At 64.8% G+C, this 21,321-nt stretch carries 19 protein-coding genes; 8 read left to right on the top strand and 11 right to left on the bottom strand.

What is annotated here, in order from left to right:
- Positions 1 to 60: 60 nt before the first annotated feature.
- From prlC to G7007_RS01540, 5 genes are all read left to right on the top strand, one after another.
- Positions 61 to 2,112: an oligopeptidase A gene (gene prlC, locus G7007_RS01560; RefSeq protein ID WP_181098730.1), complete on the top strand. Its 2,052-nt coding sequence runs from the start codon at positions 61 to 63 to the stop codon at positions 2,110 to 2,112.
- A gap of 17 nt (positions 2,113 to 2,129) precedes the next feature.
- The gene (locus G7007_RS01555; RefSeq protein WP_219858893.1) at positions 2,130 to 2,396 is read left to right on the top strand and encodes a YheV family putative zinc ribbon protein; all 267 of its coding nucleotides are present in this window, start codon (positions 2,130 to 2,132) and stop codon (positions 2,394 to 2,396) included.
- 122 nt (positions 2,397 to 2,518) lie between these two features.
- Complete coding sequence (locus G7007_RS01550) at positions 2,519 to 4,513, top strand: M3 family metallopeptidase (protein ID WP_181098729.1); 1,995 nt, start codon at positions 2,519 to 2,521, stop codon at positions 4,511 to 4,513.
- A gap of 390 nt (positions 4,514 to 4,903) precedes the next feature.
- Positions 4,904 to 5,623 carry a carbonic anhydrase gene (locus tag G7007_RS01545; RefSeq protein WP_060395481.1) on the top strand — a complete coding sequence of 240 codons (720 nt, stop codon included), beginning with the start codon at positions 4,904 to 4,906 and terminating at the stop codon, positions 5,621 to 5,623.
- A gap of 188 nt (positions 5,624 to 5,811) precedes the next feature.
- The gene (locus G7007_RS01540) at positions 5,812 to 7,332 is read left to right on the top strand and encodes a SulP family inorganic anion transporter (RefSeq protein WP_258198432.1); all 1,521 of its coding nucleotides are present in this window, start codon (positions 5,812 to 5,814) and stop codon (positions 7,330 to 7,332) included.
- 69 nt (positions 7,333 to 7,401) lie between these two features.
- Here G7007_RS01540 and G7007_RS01535 read toward each other — a convergent pair whose 3' ends face one another.
- Positions 7,402 to 8,487: a hypothetical protein gene (locus G7007_RS01535; RefSeq protein WP_181098727.1), complete on the bottom strand. Its 1,086-nt coding sequence runs from the start codon at positions 8,485 to 8,487 to the stop codon at positions 7,402 to 7,404.
- Between the two features lie 117 nt (positions 8,488 to 8,604).
- On the bottom strand, positions 8,605 to 9,252 hold the full coding sequence (locus tag G7007_RS01530; RefSeq protein WP_181098726.1) for a hypothetical protein: 648 nt from the start codon (positions 9,250 to 9,252) through the stop codon (positions 8,605 to 8,607).
- A gap of 254 nt (positions 9,253 to 9,506) precedes the next feature.
- Between G7007_RS01530 and G7007_RS01525 the strand changes: the two genes are divergently transcribed.
- On the top strand, positions 9,507 to 10,139 hold the full coding sequence (locus G7007_RS01525; RefSeq protein WP_181098725.1) for an SCO family protein: 633 nt from the start codon (positions 9,507 to 9,509) through the stop codon (positions 10,137 to 10,139).
- A gap of 78 nt (positions 10,140 to 10,217) precedes the next feature.
- Here the strand turns inward: G7007_RS01525 and G7007_RS01520 are convergent, their stop codons facing one another.
- Genes G7007_RS01520 through G7007_RS01510 form a run of 3 tightly spaced genes read right to left on the bottom strand, consistent with a single transcriptional unit; the run spans position 10,218 to position 12,716 of the window.
- Positions 10,218 to 10,988 (bottom strand): MetQ/NlpA family ABC transporter substrate-binding protein, encoded by a 771-nt coding sequence (locus G7007_RS01520; RefSeq protein WP_181098724.1) that lies wholly within the window; start codon positions 10,986 to 10,988, stop codon positions 10,218 to 10,220.
- A gap of 49 nt (positions 10,989 to 11,037) precedes the next feature.
- Complete coding sequence (locus G7007_RS01515) at positions 11,038 to 11,709, bottom strand: methionine ABC transporter permease (protein WP_181098723.1); 672 nt, start codon at positions 11,707 to 11,709, stop codon at positions 11,038 to 11,040.
- A complete protein-coding gene (locus G7007_RS01510) occupies positions 11,709 to 12,716 on the bottom strand; it encodes a methionine ABC transporter ATP-binding protein (protein WP_181098722.1) in 1,008 nt (335 codons plus the stop codon). Before G7007_RS01510 ends, G7007_RS01515 begins: the two co-directional genes overlap by 1 nt.
- Positions 12,717 to 12,939: 223 nt before the next feature.
- Here G7007_RS01510 and katE point away from each other — a divergent pair, with 223 nt between their 5' ends.
- A complete protein-coding gene (gene katE, locus G7007_RS01505) occupies positions 12,940 to 15,084 on the top strand; it encodes a catalase HPII (RefSeq protein WP_181098721.1) in 2,145 nt (714 codons plus the stop codon).
- A 557-nt stretch (positions 15,085 to 15,641) separates the two neighbouring features.
- Here katE and G7007_RS01500 read toward each other — a convergent pair.
- From G7007_RS01500 to G7007_RS01485, 4 genes are all read right to left on the bottom strand, one after another.
- A complete protein-coding gene (locus G7007_RS01500) occupies positions 15,642 to 16,355 on the bottom strand; it encodes a PA5502 family lipoprotein (protein ID WP_181098720.1) in 714 nt (237 codons plus the stop codon).
- Between the two features lie 124 nt (positions 16,356 to 16,479).
- Complete coding sequence (gene znuB, locus G7007_RS01495) at positions 16,480 to 17,262, bottom strand: zinc ABC transporter permease subunit ZnuB (RefSeq protein WP_181098719.1); 783 nt, start codon at positions 17,260 to 17,262, stop codon at positions 16,480 to 16,482.
- On the bottom strand, positions 17,255 to 18,028 hold the full coding sequence (gene znuC / locus G7007_RS01490; protein WP_181098718.1) for a zinc ABC transporter ATP-binding protein ZnuC: 774 nt from the start codon (positions 18,026 to 18,028) through the stop codon (positions 17,255 to 17,257). The genes znuB and znuC overlap by 8 nt, the downstream gene beginning before the upstream one ends.
- The gene (locus tag G7007_RS01485) at positions 18,025 to 18,510 is read right to left on the bottom strand and encodes a Fur family transcriptional regulator (RefSeq protein ID WP_181098717.1); all 486 of its coding nucleotides are present in this window, start codon (positions 18,508 to 18,510) and stop codon (positions 18,025 to 18,027) included. Before G7007_RS01485 ends, znuC begins: the two co-directional genes overlap by 4 nt.
- A gap of 67 nt (positions 18,511 to 18,577) precedes the next feature.
- On the opposite strand from G7007_RS01485, the gene znuA reads away from it, so the two are divergent.
- On the top strand, positions 18,578 to 19,528 hold the full coding sequence (gene znuA / locus G7007_RS01480; protein WP_181098716.1) for a zinc ABC transporter substrate-binding protein ZnuA: 951 nt from the start codon (positions 18,578 to 18,580) through the stop codon (positions 19,526 to 19,528).
- 426 nt (positions 19,529 to 19,954) lie between these two features.
- Here znuA and G7007_RS01475 read toward each other — a convergent pair whose 3' ends face one another.
- The gene (locus G7007_RS01475; RefSeq protein WP_181098715.1) at positions 19,955 to 20,905 is read right to left on the bottom strand and encodes a homoserine kinase; all 951 of its coding nucleotides are present in this window, start codon (positions 20,903 to 20,905) and stop codon (positions 19,955 to 19,957) included.
- A gap of 66 nt (positions 20,906 to 20,971) precedes the next feature.
- The gene (locus G7007_RS01470) at positions 20,972 to 21,259 is read right to left on the bottom strand and encodes a DUF2782 domain-containing protein (protein ID WP_181098714.1); all 288 of its coding nucleotides are present in this window, start codon (positions 21,257 to 21,259) and stop codon (positions 20,972 to 20,974) included.
- Between the last annotated feature and the right edge of the window lie 62 nt (positions 21,260 to 21,321).

The following is a 21,321-nucleotide window of genomic DNA, read 5'->3' as shown; positions in this document are numbered from 1 at the left end:
GCGGTCAGGGTCGATTGTAATTAAGATGGTCCCGTGTTTCTCCTGCCAAGGTATCCCAACGTGAGTGCGAACAACCCGCTTCTGCAGCCCTACGATCTGCCGCCCTTCTCGGCGATCCGGGCCGAACACGTGCTGCCGGCGATCGAGCAGATCCTGGCCGACAACCGCGCGGCCATCGCGCGCATCCTCGAGACGCAAGGCCAGCACCCGACCTGGGCCGGCCTGGTCCTGGCCATGGACGAACTCAACGACCGGCTCGGCGCGGCCTGGAGCCCGGTCAGCCACCTCAATGCCGTGTGCAACAGTGCCGAGCTGCGTGAAGCCTACGAGTCCTGCCTGCCGGCGTTGAGTGCCTACTCCACCGAGCTGGGTCAGAACCGTGCCTTGTTCGAGGCCTACCAGGCATTGGCCAACAGCCCTGAGGCCGCTGGCTTCGACGTGGCGCAGACCACCACCCTCGAACACGCCTTGCGCGATTTCCGCCTCTCGGGCATCGACTTGCCGGCGGACAAGCAGCAGCGCTACGCCGAGGTGCAAAGCACGCTCAGTGAACTGGGCAGCCGCTTCTCCAATCAGTTGCTCGACGCCACTCAGGCTTGGACCAAGCACGTCACCGACGAGGCGCTGCTCGACGGCCTGACCGAGTCGGCCAAGGGCCAGATGGCCGCGGCCGCCCAGGCCAAGGACCTGGAGGGCTGGCTGATCACCCTGGAATTCCCCAGCTACTACGCCGTGATGACCTACGCCGCCAACCGCGCCTTGCGCGAGGAGGTCTATGCGGCCTACAGCACCCGCGCCTCGGACCAAGGCCCCAACGCCGGGCAGTTCGACAACGGTCCGGTGATGCGCCAGATCCTCGACCTGCGCCAGGAACTGGCCGAGCTGCTCGGATATGCCAATTTCGCCGAGCTGAGCCTGGCCACCAAGATGGCCGAGTCCAGCGACCAGGTGCTGAGTTTCCTGCGCGACCTGGCGCACCGCAGCAAGCCGTTCGCGGCCCAGGACCTGGCCGAGCTGAAGGCCTTTGCCCAGGAACAGGGCTGCGCGGACCTGAGCAGCTGGGATGTCGGCTACTACGGGGAGAAGTTGCGCGAACAACGCTACAGCGTGTCGCAGGAAGCCCTGCGTGCGTATTTCCCGATCGACAAGGTGCTGTCGGGTCTGTTCGCCATCGTGCAGCGTCTGTATGGCATCGAGATCAAGGAGCTCGACGGTTTCGACCGCTGGCACCCGGACGTGCGGCTGTTCGAGATCAGCGAGCACGGCCAGCACGTCGGACGCTTCTTCTTCGATCTCTATGCGCGCGCCAACAAGCGTGGCGGTGCCTGGATGGACGGCGCCCGCGACCGTCGCCGCACCGCTGCCGGCGAGCTGCAGAGCCCGGTGGCCAACCTGGTGTGCAACTTCACGCCCGCGTCGCCAGGCCAACCTGCGCTGCTGACCCACGATGAAGTGACCACCCTGTTCCACGAGTTCGGCCATGGCCTGCACCACTTGCTGACCCGCATCGAGCATGCCGGTGTGTCGGGCATCAATGGCGTGGCCTGGGACGCCGTCGAGCTGCCGAGCCAGTTCATGGAGAACTGGTGCTGGGAGCCTGAAGGCCTGGCGTTGATCTCCGGTCATTACCAGACCGGCGAAGCCCTGCCGCAGGACCTGCTGGAAAAGATGCTGGCGGCGAAGAACTTCCAGTCCGGCCTGATGATGGTGCGTCAGCTGGAGTTCTCGCTGTTCGACTTCGAGCTGCATGCCAGCCATGGCGATGGTCGCAGCGTGCTGGAGGTGCTCGAAGGCGTGCGCGATGAGGTATCGGTGATGCGGCCGCCGGCCTACAACCGCTTCCCCAACAGCTTCGCGCACATCTTCGCCGGCGGCTATGCGGCAGGGTACTACAGCTACAAGTGGGCTGAGGTGCTGTCGGCCGATGCCTTCTCGCGCTTCGAGGAAGACGGGGTGCTGAACGCCGAGACCGGGCGCGCCTTCCGTGAAGCCATCCTGGCCCGTGGCGGCTCGCGTGAACCGATGGTGCTGTTCGTCGATTTCCGTGGCCGTGAGCCGTCCATCGATGCGCTGCTGCGCCACAGCGGCCTGAGTGAAGACGCTGCGGCGTGAGCGAGGTGACCGTGAGCATGACCAAGAAACGTTTCATCGCCGGGGCCGTCTGCCCGGCGTGCAGCGAAGCCGACAAGCTGAAGATGTGGGATGAGGACGGTGTGCCGCACCGCGAATGCGTGGCGTGCGGGTTTTCCGATACCCTCAATGAGCAAGGGCTGTCGGTGCCCAAGGAGCTGGGCACCCGGGTCAATCACCTGGCGCCCAAGGCGCCAGCCAAGGCCCAGGCGGTGCAGACCGTGCAGTTCTTTCCCAATCCGAAACTCAAGAAACCGGCCGAATGACGTCGGCGTACCGGCCGGGCCTCGCGCCCGGTTCGGTGCTTGGGCGGTAGATCGTTAGCACACCGCCCGGGCCCCGCTCCTGCACGCTCGCCTGCTCTTCACTTCGAGCGAGGCGATGCTTCATGAACAACCCTCTGTTGCAACCTAGTGCAGTTCCCATCGATTATGCTGCGATCACCCTGGAGAACATGGGTGAAGCCTTCGACCATGTGCTGCAAGCGCATGAACGCGGCATCGAACGCATCATCGCCGATCAGCAGGCCTTGCCTACCTGGGATGATCTGGTCTTGGCCGTGGACGGGCTGGATGCCCAGTTGTTGAGCGTGCTGTATGGGGCCTCACCGCTGCTGGGCAGGGGCCCGGACTGGGCGCAGGCGATCCTCGATTTCCTTGTCAGGACCACGGCGCGTTTCGATGATAAATTCGTCAACGCTGCGCTGCAGGCTCTGTATGCCCGTTTGGCGCAGAGCACGATAGGCCAGCAGCTCGATGCCCAGAAACAGGCGACCTTGCACTGGCACCTGAACAAGTTCTCCTCCAGCGGCGTGCTGCTCGCGCCCAGCGACAGGGCGCGCCTGGCGGACATCCAGGCCCAGATCAGAGCCGCGAGCCTGGCGTTCAGCGAACACATCAATCGGCCTGGGTTGAGCATCACCGAGGCGTCCAGGCTGGACGGCATTCCACAACGTATCCGTGACGAGCTGGCTGCACGGGCGCGCGAGGCCGGTGAACCTGGCTGGTTGATCCCCTGTGAAAGCGTGGCGACCGACGCGGTGCTCAGGCATGCCAAGAACCGTGAACTCCGGGAGCATGTGTATCGGGCCTACCACACCCGTGGTGTCAGCCCTGATCCGCAACGGGACAATGGCGTGCGGTTGCAGCAATTGGCACGTCTGCGTGAGCAAAGAGCCCACCTGCTCGGTTTCGCCAGTCACCTGGAACAAAGCCTGCAGGGCAAGAGTGCGGGGTCGGTTGACCAAGTGCGCGCCTTTCTCCAGGAGTTGGCCGATCACGTCCGGCCGGCCATGTTGCAGTGGCGTGCGGCGATCGAGCGCCAAGGGGCCACCATGGGCCTGGCGGTGATACAGCCTTGGGACGTCGCCTACGTGCAGGCGCTCGCCCCTGCCGGCCTGTCCACCGAAGACCTGCGCGACTACTTCCCGCTGGACACCGTGGTGCAAGCCCTGCAGCAGTTGGTACAGCAGTTGTTCGGGGTGGCGCTGCACCCTCGGCCACTCCCTACCTGGGCGCCCAGCGTGCAGGCGTTCGAGGTGTGGCAGGACCATGCCCTCATCGGCCTGCTGTACCTCGATGCGGTGCAACATGCTGGCAAACAGGCAGATTCGGTGTACACCACCTACATCCGTGGCCGCCGTGTCGATGCCGAGGGTATCTACCAAGTCGCTTCGGTAGCGGTGTTCTGCGATGTACCGCAAGCGCTGGACGGCAGCCAGCCCCTGCTGGATCACCTGTCGCTGCGCAAGTTGTTCCATGAGTTCGGTCATGCCCTGCACCATCTTCTGGTCCGTACGAGCAACCATGCCCTGTCCAATGTCACCGAACTGGGTACCGATGGCGTCGAGTTGTTCGGCAAACTGTTCGAGCGTTGGGTGTGGGATGCGGACTACCTGGTGGCGATCTCTTCGCACCAGCAGGACGGACACCCGCTTGCCCGGGCTCGCATCGGGGAGTATTTGCACGCATTGCGTCAGCAGAGCGTGGAGGAGATCGCGCATCACCTGAGCCTGGCGTTGTTCGATATCGACCTGCATGACACACCGAACGATGGCAGGAGCCTCGAGCAACGTCTTGGCGACGCCCGAGAGCGATGCGGGCACTGGCCCCTGATCGAGTTCGAGCATCCGGCCCACGCGTTCGAACACCTGGTCATGGGATACGATGCAGGCTACTACGCCTACCTGTGGTCGGATGTCCACGCCCTCGACCTGTTCACCCGCTTCGAGTCCCACGGCCTGTGGGATCGGGCGACCGGACGTGCACTGCAGGAGACCCTGTTCGAGCCGGGGGCCTCGCGTCCGCTGCGCGAAGGCATGGCAGCGTTTTTGGGGCGGCCGCCGAGTTCGCAAGCGTACGTGCGCTGGCACGGACTGACCTGACCGACGACGCTGAAGCGAGCGTGACCCACGCCTCGAGGCTGCACAGGGGCAGGACCTCGAGGGTGGGCCATGATCGCGTCAACCTCGCGCAAAGGCCGTGGCACGGCATACGGCTTATCCCACCGCGCAGCGTCCGCGACAGGCCTCAGTACAGTCATGGCTCTTTGGTCATTGATGTTTTTTTGCTACTGTTCGAACCCCTGCCTCTTCGCGCTGGAAGACTCGTGCTAGAGCACCTGAATTCAGTTTCAGTTAAGTTTTCCCCGGTAGCGTAGGAAATCAGTCCAAAGCAACTGTGATTTTTGCCGTGAACTTGTCATCCAAGATCTGCATGGCCTGCATATATCACCGGTAAAATGGATTTGCCTACCTATCGTCAGAGGATGAATCATGCCCGTCAAGGACCCATCCAAGCCGGCTCCGACCGTACCGGTCGAGAGCGCCGATGCCGCCCTGAAGCAGATCGTCGACGGCTTCCTGCGCTTCCACCACGAAGTGTTCCCGGAGCAGGAGGCGTTGTTCAAGAAGCTCGCCACCGCGCAGAAGCCGCGCGCCATGTTCATCACCTGCGCCGATTCGCGCATCGTGCCCGAACTGATCACCCAGAGCTCGCCCGGCGACCTGTTCGTCACCCGCAACGTCGGTAACGTCGTCCCTCCGTATGGCCAGATGAACGGCGGCGTCTCCACGGCGATCGAATACGCCGTGATGGCACTGGGCGTTCACCACATCATCATTTGTGGTCACTCCGACTGCGGCGCCATGCGCGCCGTGCTCAACCCGCAGTCGCTGGAAAAGATGCCGACCGTCAAGGCCTGGTTGCGCCATGCCGAAGTCGCCCGGACCGTGGTCGAAGACAATTGCTCCTGCGGTACCGAGCACGAGAGCATGCAAGTGCTGACCAAGGAAAACGTCATCGCTCAGCTGCATCACCTGCGCACTCACCCGTCGGTGGCGTCGCGTCTGGCTGCAGGGCAGTTGTACATCCACGGTTGGATCTATGACATCGAGACCAGCCGCATCGAGGCCTACGATGCCACCACCGACAGCTTCCTGCCGTTGGGTGAAGGTGACACCGTACCTTGTGCCACGCCGCGAGGGCGTTACTGAGCGCGCCTGACACGCTGAACCTCTTCTGCTGACCGGCCGCCCCAGGGGCGGCCGGGTCTTCGCTGCCTTGAATCTTCCGAACAGCGTGCCGACGACCTTGGCGGTCGACCCGTGCGCGCCGTTCGGACACCCGTGCCCATGACCGCTGGAAGGGTCGAGAGAAACGAGAAAGGAGCAACACGGTGAACATGACACAGATGAAAGCGGCCCTGCCGCGTGAGCTGTTGGCGTCGATAGTGGTCTTTCTGGTCGCCCTGCCCTTGTGCATGGGCATCGCCATCGCTTCGGGCATGCCGCCGGCCAAAGGGCTGATCACCGGCATCATCGGCGGCATCGTGGTGGGCTTCCTGGCCGGCTCGCCGTTGCAGGTGAGCGGTCCGGCCGCCGGTCTGGCAGTGCTGGTCTTCGAGCTGGTGCGCCAGCACGGGATCGCCATGCTGGGGCCGATCCTGCTGCTGGCGGGGCTGCTGCAACTGCTGGCCGGGCGTCTGCGCCTGGGCTGCTGGTTCAGGGTCACGGCGCCGGCCGTGGTCTACGGCATGCTGGCCGGGATCGGCGTGCTGATCGTGCTTTCCCAGGTGCATGTGATGTTCGACACGGCGCCGCAACCCTCCGGTATGCAGAACCTGCTGGGCTTTCCGGCCATGCTGGTCACGGCGCTGCCCGTGGAGCACGGCAGTGGCGCCTGGCAGGCGGGTCTGTTGGGCCTGGGGACCATCGCCCTGATGTGGGGATGGGAACGCTGGCGACCGCAGCGGCTGCGCTTCGTGCCGGGTGCCCTGCTCGGCGTGGCCTCGATGACCGTGATCAGCCTGGTGCTGGCGCTGCCGGTCAACCGTGTCGAGGTGCCGACCGACCTGTCGCAGGCGATCGACTGGCTGCGCCTGGACGACCTGGCCAGGCTCGCCGATCCCAGCCTGCTGATGGCCGCGGTGGCGCTCGCCTTCATCGCCAGTGCCGAGACCCTGCTGTCGGCCGCTGCGGTGGACCGTATGCACAGCGGGCAGCGGTCGGACTTCGACCGTGAACTGTCGGCGCAAGGGATCGGCAACATGCTGTGCGGCGTCGTGGGCGCCCTGCCGATGACGGGGGTGATCGTGCGCAGCTCGGCGAACGTGCAGGCCGGCGCCAAGACCCGGGCGTCGGCGATCCTGCATGGCGTGTGGCTGCTGGCGTTCGTGGTGGTGCTGAGCAGCGTGCTGCAACAGATTCCGGTGGCCAGCCTGGCAGGCGTGCTGGTGTACACCGGCGTCAAGCTGGTGGATTTCAAGGCGCTGCGTGGCTTGCAGCGCTATGGTCGCTCGCCGGTGCTGATCTACGCGGCGACCGCCCTGGCCATCGTTTTCAGCGACCTGCTGACGGGCGTGCTGCTGGGCTTTGCCTTGACCCTGCTCAAGCTGGCCTTCAAGGCGGCACGGTTGAAGATCAACCTGGTGGATCTGCCCGAACCTGGACACAAGGCGTTGCGGCTGAGCGGCGCGGCCACCTTCCTCAAGGTGCCGGCGCTGACCCAGGTCCTGGAAAGCGTGCCGGCGGGTACCACCTTGCACGTCCCCCTGACCCACCTGAACTACATCGACCACGCGTGCCTGGAGCTGCTCGAGGACTGGGGGCGGGCGAACGAGGCGATGGGCACTCGGCTGCTGATCGAGCAGCGTGGCCTGAAACGACGTACCGAAGGGCGCCTGCGCACGACCGCACGGGCCTGAATCGCCTCGACGACTGGAGAAGCCCGGCACCCTGACGCCTGGTCAGGGTGCCGAACCGGGTCAGGCAGGTCAGTCCTCCTCGACCACCGTCAGTGTGGGCGAGCCGGGCCACGTACCGCTCAGGTTCAACGTCCGGGTACCCCCTACCCACTGACTCAACGGGGTGTTCCACTCGCGGACGTGCACCTCGTTGGCGCCCAGGTTGACGAACTCGATCACTACCTTCAGCCGGGTGGCCGAGAGCGGGATGTCGTTGAAGTTGGCCGAGCTGCCACCCAGCACCGTGGCCGTTCTTTCCTCGCGACCAGCGGGCGTGTCGTAGCTGAGGTTGACCTTGGCGATGTAGGTCGTGGCCAAGCTGGCCTTGCTGTCCACGTGCAGTTTCAGGCTACCCAGCTTGGCGATCCAGTTGGGCATGAGCAGTCGGCTGCCAGCGAACGACGCGAAGCCATAGGCGATCGGGATGGGCTGTGTGGCGACCTCGCCACTCTTGGCGGGCAGCGTATGGGTTTCCACGGCCGCACTGTCGTGCGACAGGATGAAGCTGGCCTTGCCGCTGCCGACGATGCCTTGGTCGCCGAGCAGGGTGTTCAGGCCGCTGGCCGTACCGGACAACGAAAACGTGGCACCTTTCTTTTTCGCGCCGGCGTTGATGCCGCTGCTGGCGTAGATGACGTTGGTCACCACCCCGAAGCCTTCGGAGATCCCTTGGTCGGTGGCCATGCCTACCCGCTTGGCCTGTTCGTGCAGCCAGGCGTAGTGCTGCTCGATCAGCCCCAGGTCGCTCAGGCGCTGTTCGGCATGAATGGCGAACTCCGAGGCAATGGACGCTTCATTCTCGAAGCGCCATTCCACGGTGGTGTCGGGCTTGACCTGCACGCCGGTGGCCGGGTCCACGACGGTACCACTCACCGTGCTCTTGGTTTCACGGCGATGCACGTCCTTGGAGCTGATGTTCCACTTGCGACTTTGCGCGACGGTCAGGGTATCGACCGTTGGCAGCGCATCCTTGACCAGCGTGAATTCGCCCGTGGTCGGGTCGACGATGCCGACCGCGCCAGGCTGGATGATGGGGTTGAGCGCCCAGTTGCCCCACAAGGTGGAGCGACTGCCGCGCAACAGGTCGGTGAAGAGGCGGTTCCAGCGGATAGCCATGGGTGTTTTCCTGTCTGATTGAAAAGGCCATCGCACGATGGCCTCCAGACGCTAACAACCCGTATCGAACTGACGTCAGCAGGAGCCCCTTCCCGGAACGTCACCTCGCGAGTGCACTTAGTGCAGCGTGCCAAGGGTCAGGTCGACATCCAGTTGCCGGGAAAGGCAAGGCCAGCGCCGCCAGGCGGCACCCGTGGCAGGGTCGCTCAAGGCCTCGCGGTAGCGCTCGACAGTGTCCAGGGCGAAGGTATCATCGTCGAGCAACTGGTCCACGGAGTGGTGCACGACCTCGTCGAGCCGGTTGGCGAACGTCTCGCCGATCAGTTGATGGGCGATAAGGTTCGCCACGGTGGTGTCCAGCGGAATCAGCGGCTGCTGGAAGTGCCGGATGTACAGGTCGTTCACTTCTTCGACCAGGCGATGGGCGAGGTAGGCTTCGTCGAGCAGGCCACTGAGGCCGATCTGACCCTCGACACCCTCGGGCGGCTGGAGGAAATAGGTTTCGGCGATCTTCAGCACGGGTTTGATCTGCGCCTCGATGCCTGCTTCGCGCGACACGGCATGGGCGGCCTGCAGCAGCTCGGGCACCTGTTCGATGTAGGCGCTGACGAAGCGCGCCAGCGTGCCTGGGGCATCCTGTGCAGGGAGTTGAATGGCGCGGTGCAGGTGGGGCACTTGCTGCCCCAGGCGCAGCCGAAGCTGGCCGGTACGGTCTTCGTGTTGGTGGGCAAGAATGATCTGCTCGCGCAATGCGGCGATGTTCATGGTGACTCCGGGGCAGGTATTACACAGGGAAGACACTAAAGTAGCTTGCTGGATGAGAAAGCTAAGATGGAATTGTTATAGATTGTCATATTTATGACGCCAACAGGCATATGACACCGCAGGCATCGATAGCGCGTTCCAATCCAGACAGGATTTCTTGAAGACTCGAGGAGAAAACGCCGGTTGCACGACCTGTTCCCAGCCCTCACGCTTGCCACATGCCACTCATTTCCTCCGCCAGGTCCCTTCGCCCCATGACCCGCACCCAGAAAACCATCTTCACCCTTTTCGGCCTGCTGGCCCTGATCGTCTGCGTGTTCGCCGTCCGTTTGACCGGTGGCGCGGGCCAGGCCAGCACCACCGAACTCGCCCAAGCCGGGATCATCCTGTTGCCCCAAGGCCGCAATGTCCCGCCCGTGCGCATGACCGATCAGAAGGGCCAGGTGGTCGAACTCGATCAACTGAGGGGCACCTGGTCACTGCTGTTCTTCGGCTACACCTATTGCCCGGACATCTGCCCCACCACCTTGGCGCAGTTGCGGGAGATCAAGCGTCAGCTGCCGCAACGCACCGTCGATCGCTTGCGAGTCGTGCTGGTCAGCGTCGATCCGGCCCGCGACACCGCGGCGCAACTCAAGCAGTACCTCGCCTACTTCGACAAGGACTTCATCGGCCTGCGCGGTTCGGTCGAGGACACTCGTGCCCTGTCGAACGCGCTGAGCATCCCGTTCATACCGGCCGATACGCGCACCCCTGGCTACACCGTGGACCACAGTGGCAACCTGGCGATCATCGGGCCGGACGGGCGCCAACGCGGGTTCGTGCGCGCGCCGTTCGACACGGGCAAGCTGGTGGCGCGGTTGCCGGGGCTGGTGGAGGGGAAATGACCGGCCTGGGCCGAGCCGCCTTCGGCAGGCGGCTCGCAGACCCTGGCGTCAGGGCACGACAGGCGTCGTGCCGCGCGGTCAGAAGGCGGGAACGACGGCGCCTTTGTATTTCTCGGTGATGAACTGCTTGGTCTCGGACGAATGCAGCGCGTCGACCAGCTTCTTCATGGCCTCGCTGTCCTTGTTGTCAGGGCGCGCGACCAGAATGTTCACGTAGGGCGAGTCGTTGCCTTCGATGACCAGGGCATCCTTCTTCGGATCGAGCTTGGCTTCCAGCGCATAGTTGGTGTTGATCAACGCCAGGTCGACCTGGGTCAGCACGCGCGGGATGGTCGCCGCTTCCAGCTCACGGAACTTGAGGTGCTTGTCGTTCCCGGCGATGTCCTTGACGGTGGACAGAATGTTGCCGTTGTCCTTGAGCGTGATCACACCCGCCTTGTCCAGCAACAGCAAGGCACGCCCGCCGTTGGTGGCGTCGTTGGGGATCACCACGGTGGCGCCGGAGGGCAGGGCGTCCAGGCTCTTGACCTTGTCCGAGTAGGCGCCCAGAGGCTCCAGGTGCACGCCGGCGACGCTGACCAGGTCGGTGCCCTTGGCCTTGTTGAACTCGTCCAGGTACGGCTGGTGCTGGAAGAAGTTGGCGTCCAGGCGCTTTTCCGCCACCTGCACGTTCGGCTGGATGTAGTCGGTGAACTCCTTGACCTTCAGTTCCACGCCTTCTTTGGCCAGCTGAGGCTGGACGAACTTGAGGATCTCGGCGTGTGGCACCGGGGTGGCAGCGACCGTGAGGGTCTCGGCCTGGGCCGAGAAGGCCGCGACCGCGGCGGCGATAACAAGCAGCTTTTTCATTGACACTCCTTAGAGAGAGCCTCGTGGGCTCTCGACCGACCGGGTTGGTTCACTTGCGAGAGAAATGCACGACCAGCCTGTCACCGATGCTTTGCAGCACCTGCACCAGGATCAGCAGCAGCACCACGGTGACGACCATGACATCGGTCTGGAACCGCTGGTAACCGAAACGGATGGCCAGGTCGCCCAGGCCACCGGCACCGACCACACCGGCCATGGCCGTGTAGGACACCAAGGTGATGGCGGTGACGGTGATCGCGGCGAAGATTCCCGGGCGCGCTTCAGGCAGCAGCGCATGGGTGATGATCTGGCGCGTCGTTGCCCCCATCGCCTGGGTGGCCTCGATGATGCCGCGATCCACCTCACGCAGCGCCGTCTCGACCAGGCGGGCAAAGAAGGGCGTGGCGCCGACCACCAGCGGTGGAATGGCTCCGGCCACGCCCAGCGAGGTGCCGGTGATCAGCACGGTGAACGGGATCATCACGATCAGCAGGATGATGAACGGCAGCGAGCGCAGCACGTTGACCACCAGCGACAGCAGCGCGTACACGCCTTTCTGCTCGAACATCTGCCGTGGGCCGCAGAGGAACAGCAGCACACCCAGGGGCAGGCCCAGCAGCACGGTGAAGAGCAGCGAGCCGAACAGCATGATCAGGGTGTCGCCCGTGGCCAGCCAGATCTCGGCCCAGTCGACGTTGGCGAAGAAATTCAGGGCGTCCATCAACGCAGTACCTCCATATGCACGTCGGCGGCCTTGAAGCGGTCGAACGCCGCATCCATGTCGCCACCGGTCACGGCCAGCGTCAACTGCCCATAGGGAACGTCTTTGATGCGGTCGATGCGTCCGGCCAGGATGCTGTAGTCGACCCCGGTTTCGCGGGCGACGGTGCCCAGCAGGGGCGCGTAGGTGGCCTCGCCCTGGAAGGTCAGGCGGATGATGCGCCCAGGCACGTGCTCGAAGTCATCGCGCTGCTCGCCTTCATCGACCTGCTCGTCTTCCTGCACGAAGCGGCGGGTGGTCGGGTGGGCCGGGTGCAGGAACACATCGGCCACGGCACCCTGCTCGACGATACGGCCGGCGTCCATCACCGCCACGCGGTCGCAGACCCGGCGGATCACGTCCATCTCGTGGGTGATGAGCACGATGGTCAGCTTCAGCTCGCGGTTGATCTCGGCCAGCAGCTGCAGCACCGAGGCCGTGGTCTGCGGATCGAGGGCGCTGGTGGCCTCGTCGCACAGCAGGATCTTGGGACGAGTGGCCAGGGCGCGCGCGATACCCACGCGCTGCTTCTGCCCACCGGACAGTTGCGCGGGGTACTTGCGGGCATGGTCGGCCAGGCCGACCCGGGCCAGCAGTTCGTTCACCCGCTGGTCGATCTCGCCACGCGACAACTCGCCCGCCAGCGTCAGCGGCAGGGCCACGTTGTCGGCGACGGTCTTGGAGGCCAGCAGGTTGAAGTGCTGGAAGATCATGCCGACCTGCTGGCGGAAGCGCCGCAGCTGGTTGGCATCGAAGGCCGTGACGTCTTCGCCGTCGACGATGATGCGGCCGCCGGTCGGCGCCTCGAGCCGGTTGATCAGGCGCAGCAGCGTGCTCTTGCCTGCGCCGGAGTGGCCGATCAGGCCGTAGACCTGGCCATCCTCGATGACCAGCTGGGTCGGCTGAAGCGCCGGAATGTCCCTGCCGCCAACGCGGTAGGTCTTGTGAACATCTTGAAACTCAATCACTTAGCGAACCTTGTGGGGCGCATGAATGGAGGTCGGCGGTGTGCCGGGTGGCGCATTTTAGCCTTTTCCGTCAGACGGTCTTAGCATTTATTTGAGGCTGGACCTCAGGCCTGGGCATAACGCGACGGCTGGCAAGCCCGACGGAACGCTTGAGCGGCCCCATCAGTCACTAGCTGGACAACGTCCGGATGGGCGGCCTGAATACCGATGGGGAGAGCCGAAAATGGCCAGCAAGCACACGGATACACCCAAGCACAGCGAACTCGCCGGCACACAGACGCCGGATCGTGCCAACACCAATGAGAAACTGCAGAACCTCGAAGCGTTCCGTAGCGATGCCACGGGCCAGGCACTGCGCACCAACCAGGGCGTGAAGATTTCCGACAACCAGAACACGCTCAAGGCGGGTTCGCGCGGGCCGTCGTTGCTCGAAGACTTCATCATGCGCGAGAAGATCACGCACTTCGACCACGAGCGCATCCCGGAGCGTATCGTCCATGCCCGCGGCACCGGTGCCCACGGCTACTTCCAGAGCTACGGCAACCACGCCGAGCTGACCAAGGCCGGCTTTCTGCAGGACCCCGAGAAGACCACGCCGGTCTTCGTGCGTTTCTCCACCGTGCAGGGGCCACGCGGCTCGGGCGACACCGTGCGTGACGTCCGCGGCTTTGCGGTGAAGTTCTACACCGACGAAGGCAACTTCGACCTGGTCGGCAACAACATGCCGGTGTTCTTCATCCAGGACGCCCTGAAGTTCCCGGACTTCGTGCACGCGGTCAAACCCGAGCCGCACAACGAGATCCCGACCGGGGGCTCGGCCCATGACACCTTCTGGGACTTCGTGTCCTTGGTGCCGGAGTCGGCCCACATGGTCGTCTGGGCCATGTCCGACCGCGCCATCCCGCGCAGCCTGCGGATGATGGAAGGCTTTGGCGTGCATACCTTCCGCCTGATCAACGCCGAAGGCGTGGCCACCTTCGTCAAGTTCCACTGGAAGCCCAAGCAGGGCGTGCACTCGGTGCTGTGGGACGAAGCCCAGAAGCTGGCAGGCAAGGACACTGACTACCACCGCCGCGACCTGTGGGAAGCGATCGAAACCGGCGACTACCCGGAGTGGGAGCTGGGCGTGCAGATCGTGCCGGAAGCCGACGAGCACAAATTCGACTTCGACCTGCTGGACCCGACCAAGATCATTCCCGAAGAGCTGGTGCCGGTGACGCCGCTGGGCAAGATGGTGCTCAACCGCAACCCGGACAACTTCTTTGCCGAGATCGAGCAGATCGCCTTCTGCCCCGGCCACATCGTGCCCGGCATCGATTTCACCAACGACCCGCTGCTGCAGGGTCGTCTGTTCTCCTACACCGACACCCAGATCAGCCGTCTGGGCGGGCCGAACTTCCACGAGATCCCGATCAACCGTCCGGTCGCGCCCAACCACAACAATCAGCGCGACGGCATCCACCGCATGACCATCGACAAGGGCCGCGCGGCCTACGAGCCGAACTCGATCGACAGTGGCTGGCCGAAGGAAACCCCACCGGCGGCCCGTGACGGCGGCTTCGAGACGTATCAGGAGCGTATCGACGCCCGCAAGGTCCGCGAGCGCAGCGACTCGTTCGGCGACCACTTCTCCCAGGCGCGCCTGTTCTACAAGAGCATGAGCCCGAACGAGCAGCAGCACATCATCAAGGCCTACAGCTTCGAGCTGGGCAAGGTCGAGCGCGAGTACATCCGGGCCCGTCAGGTCAACGAGATCCTCGCCAACATCGACCTCGACCTGGCCAAGGCCGTGGCCGAGAACCTGGGCCTGCCAGCGCCGACCCAAGGCACCGTCGACGTCAAGACACTGAGCCTGACCGAATCGCCTGCACTGAGCCAGATGAATCACCCTGGCACCGTCGGCATCAAGGGTCGCAAGATCGGCCTCCTGGTGGCCAATGGTGTGGACGGCGCCAGCGTCGATCGTCTGGTCAAGGCCTTCGAAGCCCAGAGCGCCCGCGTGTTGCTGCTCGGCCCTTCCTCGGCGCCGGTGAAGACGGCCGAGGGCAAGCAACTGCCAGTGGACGCGTCGATGGAAGGCATGCCGTCGGTGATGATCGACGGCCTCTGGGTACCGGCCGGTGATGCGTCGCTGAAGGCCCTGGCGGGCAGCGGTCTGGCCAAACACTACCTGCTGGAGGCCTACAAGCACCTCAAGCCGATGGGGCTGGCCAACGGCGCCAAGGGCCTGCTCGACAGCCTGGGCCTGCAGCAGGACAAGGGCCTGCTGCTGGGCGATGACCAGACGACCGTGGATGCGTTCGTCCAGGCATTGCTGGAGCACCGCGTCTGGGATCGCGAGGCCGCGGCCGAAGCCATCCCGGCCTAACGAACGAAGCGCCGGCCGCCTTGAGCGGTCCGGCGCTTCGACAGGCTGTTTCTGCAGTGGCTGCCTTTGGGCGGCCACTGTTCGTTTCTGGGCAGCGTGCGGTGCGCAGTACGCTGGGTGCTCATGAACGTCCGCCCGCCGCCTCGACAGGGCGACTCACCCTGGGCACACCACACAAAGACCGGCTGTCACGAACGTGTGGGAGCAACTGTCCTTTCTAATCGGTACATGCCCAACCGCATGCGGCGCCTGGCAAGGCCCTATCGCTAGCAAGCCAGCTCCCACCCAGACCTCTGCAGCCATCAATGTAGTCATGGCTGTGCAAGCAGCTTGTGGGAGCAACTGTCCTTTCTATTCGGTACATGCCCGACTGCATGCGGCGCCTGGCAAGGCCCTATCGCTGGCAAGCCAGCTCCCACCCAGGCCTCTGCAGCTATCAATGTAGTCGTGGCTGCGCAAGCAGCTTGTGGGGGCTTGCCCGCGATGGCGGCTGGCCCGGCACCGCCTGTCTCGCAGGCAAGCCCCGCATGGCTCGCTCAGCAACGAGCCGCCTGCCCTTACTGCTGGTGCGGCACCAACACCACCTGCGCTGGCAATGCACGCTGGATCTCATGCCGCTGACGCAGCGCAAAATCGGCATCCATCTGCGTCACGCGCTTGCGCAGCAAGGTCTTGAGCCAGGGCGCATCCTGCTTGCGGGGCACCTGGAACACCACTTCGCACTGGTAATTCACCACGTCGGCCGCGATCGCGTCGAGCTGGCGGCGCATGGCCTGGATATCGGTGGTTTCCAGCGCGATCACGGTGCTGGGTGCGGTCGGATCGATCACGCGGGCCTTGGGTTTGGATTCGGCAGCCTTCAACGCCGCTTCGGCCTTTTCCAGCTCGACCTTGCGTGCATGCACCAAGGCGCCGTTGGTGCCGCCGGTCAACGCCGGTGCCTGTGGCATCAGCGTACGTGCCCGAGCCAGGGCCGTGGCGGCCGCGTTGACGTCACCCTTCTGCAAGACGATCTGGCTGCGTTGCAGGTAGGCCTCGGCCAGTTGCCGTTGGAAGGACTCCAGGCGCTCATCGTCGGCCGCCTGCGTTTGCAGGGTGCTCAACTGATCTTCCGCCGTGGCCAGCTCGTTGCGGGTGATGCTGTCTTGCAGCTGCTGCCAGGGATCAGCCTGCGGGGGCACGGTCAGAGACTCGACCGGCGCATGGGAACACGCCGCCACTAGCAGGGAAAAGACAGCAAGGAGCAGATAACGGGTAGCGAACGGCTTCATTCCTGCGACTCTCTGATTGCGCAAAAAAGCGAGCAAGTCTACACCCAGGTACACACGCTCGGGAACAGGTCTTGTTGACACAGGCGCGGAGGAAAGGTTGCAGGGCGCGCCAGGCGCGCTCCGCTCATCGCTTGGGCAGCGCCAAGCTCGACAAGAATAGCATCGCCGCACAGACCACGATCGATGGCCCGGCCGGGGTGTCCTTGAACCAGGACATCGCCAGCCCGCCACAGACCGCGACGATACCCAGCACGCTGGCGCCCACCGCCATTTGTTCGGGTGAGCGAGCATGGCGTTGCGCGGTGGCGGCAGGAATGATCAGCAGGGAGGTGATCAGCAGCACGCCGACGATCTTCATGGCCACCGCGATCACCACCGCGATCAACAGCATCAGGGCCAGGCGCAGCCCGGCGACCGGCAGGCCTTCGACCCTGGCCAGCTCCTCGTGCACCGTGACCGCCAGCAACGGGCGCCACAGCGCCACCAGCAGCAGGAGCACCAGCGCACTGCCGCCCAGGATCCAGCCCAGGTCGGTCGGGCTGATGGCCAGCAGATCGCCGAACAGGTAGGCCATCAGGTCGATGCGCACGTCATGCATGAAGCTCAGGGCCACCAGGCCCAGCGACAATGTGCTGGGTGCGAGGATGCCCAGCAGTGTGTCGGACGCCAGGGGCTGGCGTTGCTGCAAGGTGACCAAGGCCAACGCCAGCAGCAGGCAGCCGACGGTCACCGCCAGCGTGGGGCTGACATCCAGTGCGAAGCCCAGCGCCACGCCGAGCAGCGCGGCATGGGACAGGGTGTCGCCGAAATAAGCCATGCGTCGCCAGACGACGAACGAGCCCAGTGGGCCGGCCACCACGGCCAGGGCCAGTCCCGCAAGCAGGGCATACAGTAGAAAATCAGCCATGCTTGCAATGGTCTCCGTGAACATGGGGTGCAGGCGTGATGACCGAGCCATGCAGGTCATGGCTATGGTCGTGATGATGGTGGTAGACGGCCAGGCTCGGGGCGTGATGACCGAACAGCTCGACGAAGGCCGGATCACCGCTGACCTGCTCGGGATGGCCCGAGCAACAGACATGCCGGTTCAGGCAGACCACCTGATCGGTCGTGCTCATCACCAGGTGCAGGTCGTGGGAGACCATCAGCACACCGCAGCCGTAGCGGTCGCGCAGCCGGGTGATCAGGCTGTACAGCTCGGACTGCCCGGCCACGTCGACGCCCTGCACCGGCTCGTCGAGCACCAGCAGTTCCGGCTTGCGCAGCAACGCCCTCGCCAGCAGCACGCGCTGCATTTCGCCGCCGGACACCGTCTGGATCGGACTGTCGATGGTCTGCTGCGCGCCGACTTCGCGCAAGGCTTGCAACGCAGCGGCCCGGTCCACGCCCGGCACCAGGCGCAGGAAGCGCAGCACCGACAGCGGCAGCGTAGGGTCCACCTGAATCTTCTGCGGCATGTAGCCGATCCGCAGGCGCGGTCGACGCCAGACGGTACCGCGGTGCGGCTTGAGCAGGCCGAGCACGCTGCGCACCAGGGTGGTCTTGCCAGCGCCGTTGGGGCCGATCAAGGTGACGATTTGACCCGGCGCGACGCTCAGGTCGATGGCATCGAGCACCGCCTCGCCGGCGAAGGTGACGCCGACCTGCTCGAGACGGATGAGCGCCTCGCTCATGCCGCGCTCCGGCAACGGGCGCAGACGCCGACCACTTCCACCGTCTGCCCTTCGACCACGAAATCCACGGCCTCGGCGCTGCTGACGATGGCACTACTGATGCTGTCCTGCTCCAGCTCCAGGGCGACGTGGCACACCTTGCAGATCAGGAATTGTCCCTGGTGGGCATGCTCCGGATGGCTGCAGCCGATGAAGGCGTTGAGCGAGGCGATGCGGTGCACCAGGCCATTGTCCAGCAGGAAGTCCAGGGCGCGGTAGACCGTGGGCGGTGCCGCGCGGCGGCCGTCCTGTTCGCTCAGCACCGCGAGGATGTCGTAGGCGCCCAGCGGCTTGTGGCTCTGCCAGACCAGCTCCAGCACACGGCGGCGCAGCGCGGTCAGGCGCAGGCCCTGGCGCGTGCAGATGGCATCGGCTTCGGAGAGCGCGCTGTGGACGCAATGAGAGTGGTCGTGAGGACGATGGGCCAGCGGCGTGATGGACATGGGGAGCGACGATTCCAGGCAGAGACGTTATTATGTTACCCGTTTATGGCCCTTTCGAGTACGCATCGTGTCCCGATTACTGGTTCTTTTCGTCGTTTTCCTGGGGTCGCTCACGGCCCTGCAAGCTCAGGCCGATGTGCGCGTCCTGACCAGCATCAAGCCCCTGCAACAGATCGCTGCCGCCGTGCAGGACGGGGTGGGTACTCCCGATGTGCTGCTGCCGCCCGGTGCTTCCCCCCATCATTACGCGCTGCGTCCTTCGGACGTACGCCGGGTGGGCGAGGCTGACCTGTTGTACTGGATCGGCCCTGACATGGAGAATTTCCTGCCGCGGGTACTGGGCAGCCGCAGCAAGACCACTGTCGCCGTGCAGTCACTGCCTGGCTTGAAGCTGCGCCACTTCGGGGAGGACAGCCATTCACACGAGGGCGATCATGACGCGCATGACCATGACGCCGCCCACGGCCACGATGAGCATGACCATGACCACCGGCCGGGCAGCCTGGATGCCCACCTGTGGCTCTCGTCGGCCAACGCACGGGTGATCGCCGCGAAGATGACCGCCGATCTGGCGCAGGTCGATCCTGACCATGCGACGCGCTATCAGGCCAACCTGGTGGCCTTCACCGAGCGTCTGGATGGGCTGGACCAGCGTATTGAGGCGCGTGTGGCGAAGGTGGCCGACAAGCCGTATTTCGTCTTCCACGAAGCCTTCGACTATTTCGAGGCGGCCTATGGCCTCAAGCACACCGGCGTGTTCAGCGTGGCGTCGGAGGTCCAGCCAGGGGCCCAGCACGTGGCCGCGATGCGCCAGCGCCTGCAGGCGGTGGGCAAGACCTGCGTGTTCAGCGAGCCGCCCCTGCGCCCTCGCCTGGCCGAGACTCTGACGGCCGGTTTGCCGGTGCGCCTGGCGGAGCTCGACGCGCTCGGTGGCACCGATCCAGTGGACGCCCATGGGTACGAGCGGTTGCTGGAGAATCTGGGGAACGGGCTGGCGGGATGCCTGGAGTCGCTTTGAAGTAGTGCGAGGCAGAGAGCCGCACGCTTCAAGCCGTAAGCTGCAAGCTTGAGCGACTGATCCATCAACACTGGCTGACAGCGAGAGGCGGCTGCTTGGACGGGCTCTGCGGCCCCATTGCGGCCGGTTCGGCGCCCCGGCTGAGGCCGCTCACCCGTAGTTACATCGCAGTGGTACAGGCGATCACGGTGAGCTGTGGGAGCAACTGTCTTTTTCTACTTGGCACATGCCTGACCGCATGGACTGATGTGTGGACTTACCCGCGGCGCAGGCGGCGCCTGACAGGGCCCTATCGCGGGCAAGCCAGCTCCCACCCAGACCTCTGCAGCCGTCGGTGTAGGCATGGCTGCGCAAGCAGCTTGTGGGAGCGGGCTTGCCCGCGATGACGTCCGCCCCGTCACCGCCTGCACCGGTGTGAGCGACGCCTTACAGCGCGAACGGCAACCGCACCACGACTTCTTGCCGCTGTGCCAGGCGCACCTCGAACTCCGACGGGTCGTGGATCATCACGTCCATCCCGGCAAACGATTGCGCCGCGATCAGACGCGACAGCCAGAAGCGTACGCAGGCCACCCGCAGCATCACCGGCCACAGGTCGGCCTCGGCGGCGGTGAACGGACGCAGCGCCGCATAGGCACCCAGCAGGGCCTGGGCACGTGGCAGGTCGAGGCTGCCGTCCGCCGTGCAGCACCAATCGTTCAGGGTGATGGCGATGTCGTACAGCATCGGCCCGGAGCAGGCGTTGTAGAAGTCGATCACGCCCGTCAGGTGAGTCCCTTCGAACATCACGTTGTCGCGGAACAGGTCGGCATGCAGGTTGGCCTGGGGCAAGGCGAGGATCTGCGCACGGTGCGTGACGATCTCGTCGAGCGTGGCTTGCAACAGCTGGCGTTGGCCGGCGTCCAGGCGCGGCAGCAGGTCGGCACCGGCCTCGAGCATCCAGGCCAGCCCTCGGTCGGTCGTGCGTTCGAGCATCCGCTCGCGGGTGGCCAGGTGGATGTGCGCCAGCAGCTCGCCGACCTGGACGCAGTGCTGGGCGTTGGGCGTCTTGATGTGCTTGCCGCACAGGCGCGGCTGCAGCAGGGCCGGTTTGCCAGCGATCTCGCGCAACGCATTGCCCTCGACGTCGCGCAGGGCATAGGGCACCGGCATGTCGGCTTCGTGCAGCACGTCCAGCAGGTCGATGAAGAACGGCAGGTCCTCGACCGGGCCGCGCTCGACCAGCGTCAGCACGAACTCCCCCTGTTCCAGGCTGATGAAGAAGTTGCTGTTCTCGGTGCCAGCGGCGATGCCCTGGAAGTCGAGCAGGCGGCCCAGGCCGTAGGGTGCCAGGAAGGTTTCCAGTTGCGGCCGGGTCAGGGGCGTGAAGACGGACATGATGAAAGAAAGCTCGTGGGGGCGCCTCTGTTCGAAGGCGCCGAGTTGATGTGAAAGCGCCTCACTTTACCACTCGAAGATCTTCCAGGCAGGGATCAGCATGTCCGGTTGGTCGGAGCGGATGAAGTTGGCGTCGGTGCCGTCGGCGCGGACCAGGAAGTACGGCTTGCCGTGCTTGGGCGTGACCTTGACGGCGTACAGGAAGCCGTTCTGCCGGTACTCCTGGATGGTGCGGTCGCCTTCCGTGCGGATGGTCACCTCGGGGTCGGCCGAGGGCGCCTCGTCCGCCGCCTGGGCGACGACTGGCAAGGTGACCAGCAGACCGAGCAATAACAGGCGATTGAATGAGCGCATGATAACCTTGTCCCTTTGTTGTCAATGATTCTGGCCATTCTAGCGCCGGACCCGTCGAAAAG

Source organism: Pseudomonas entomophila, assembly GCF_013523125.1.
Lineage (GTDB): Bacteria > Pseudomonadota > Gammaproteobacteria > Pseudomonadales > Pseudomonadaceae > Aquipseudomonas > Aquipseudomonas entomophila_B.
The sequence above is the reverse complement of the archived record's forward strand: the minus strand, read 5'-3'. Positions and strand labels throughout refer to the sequence as shown.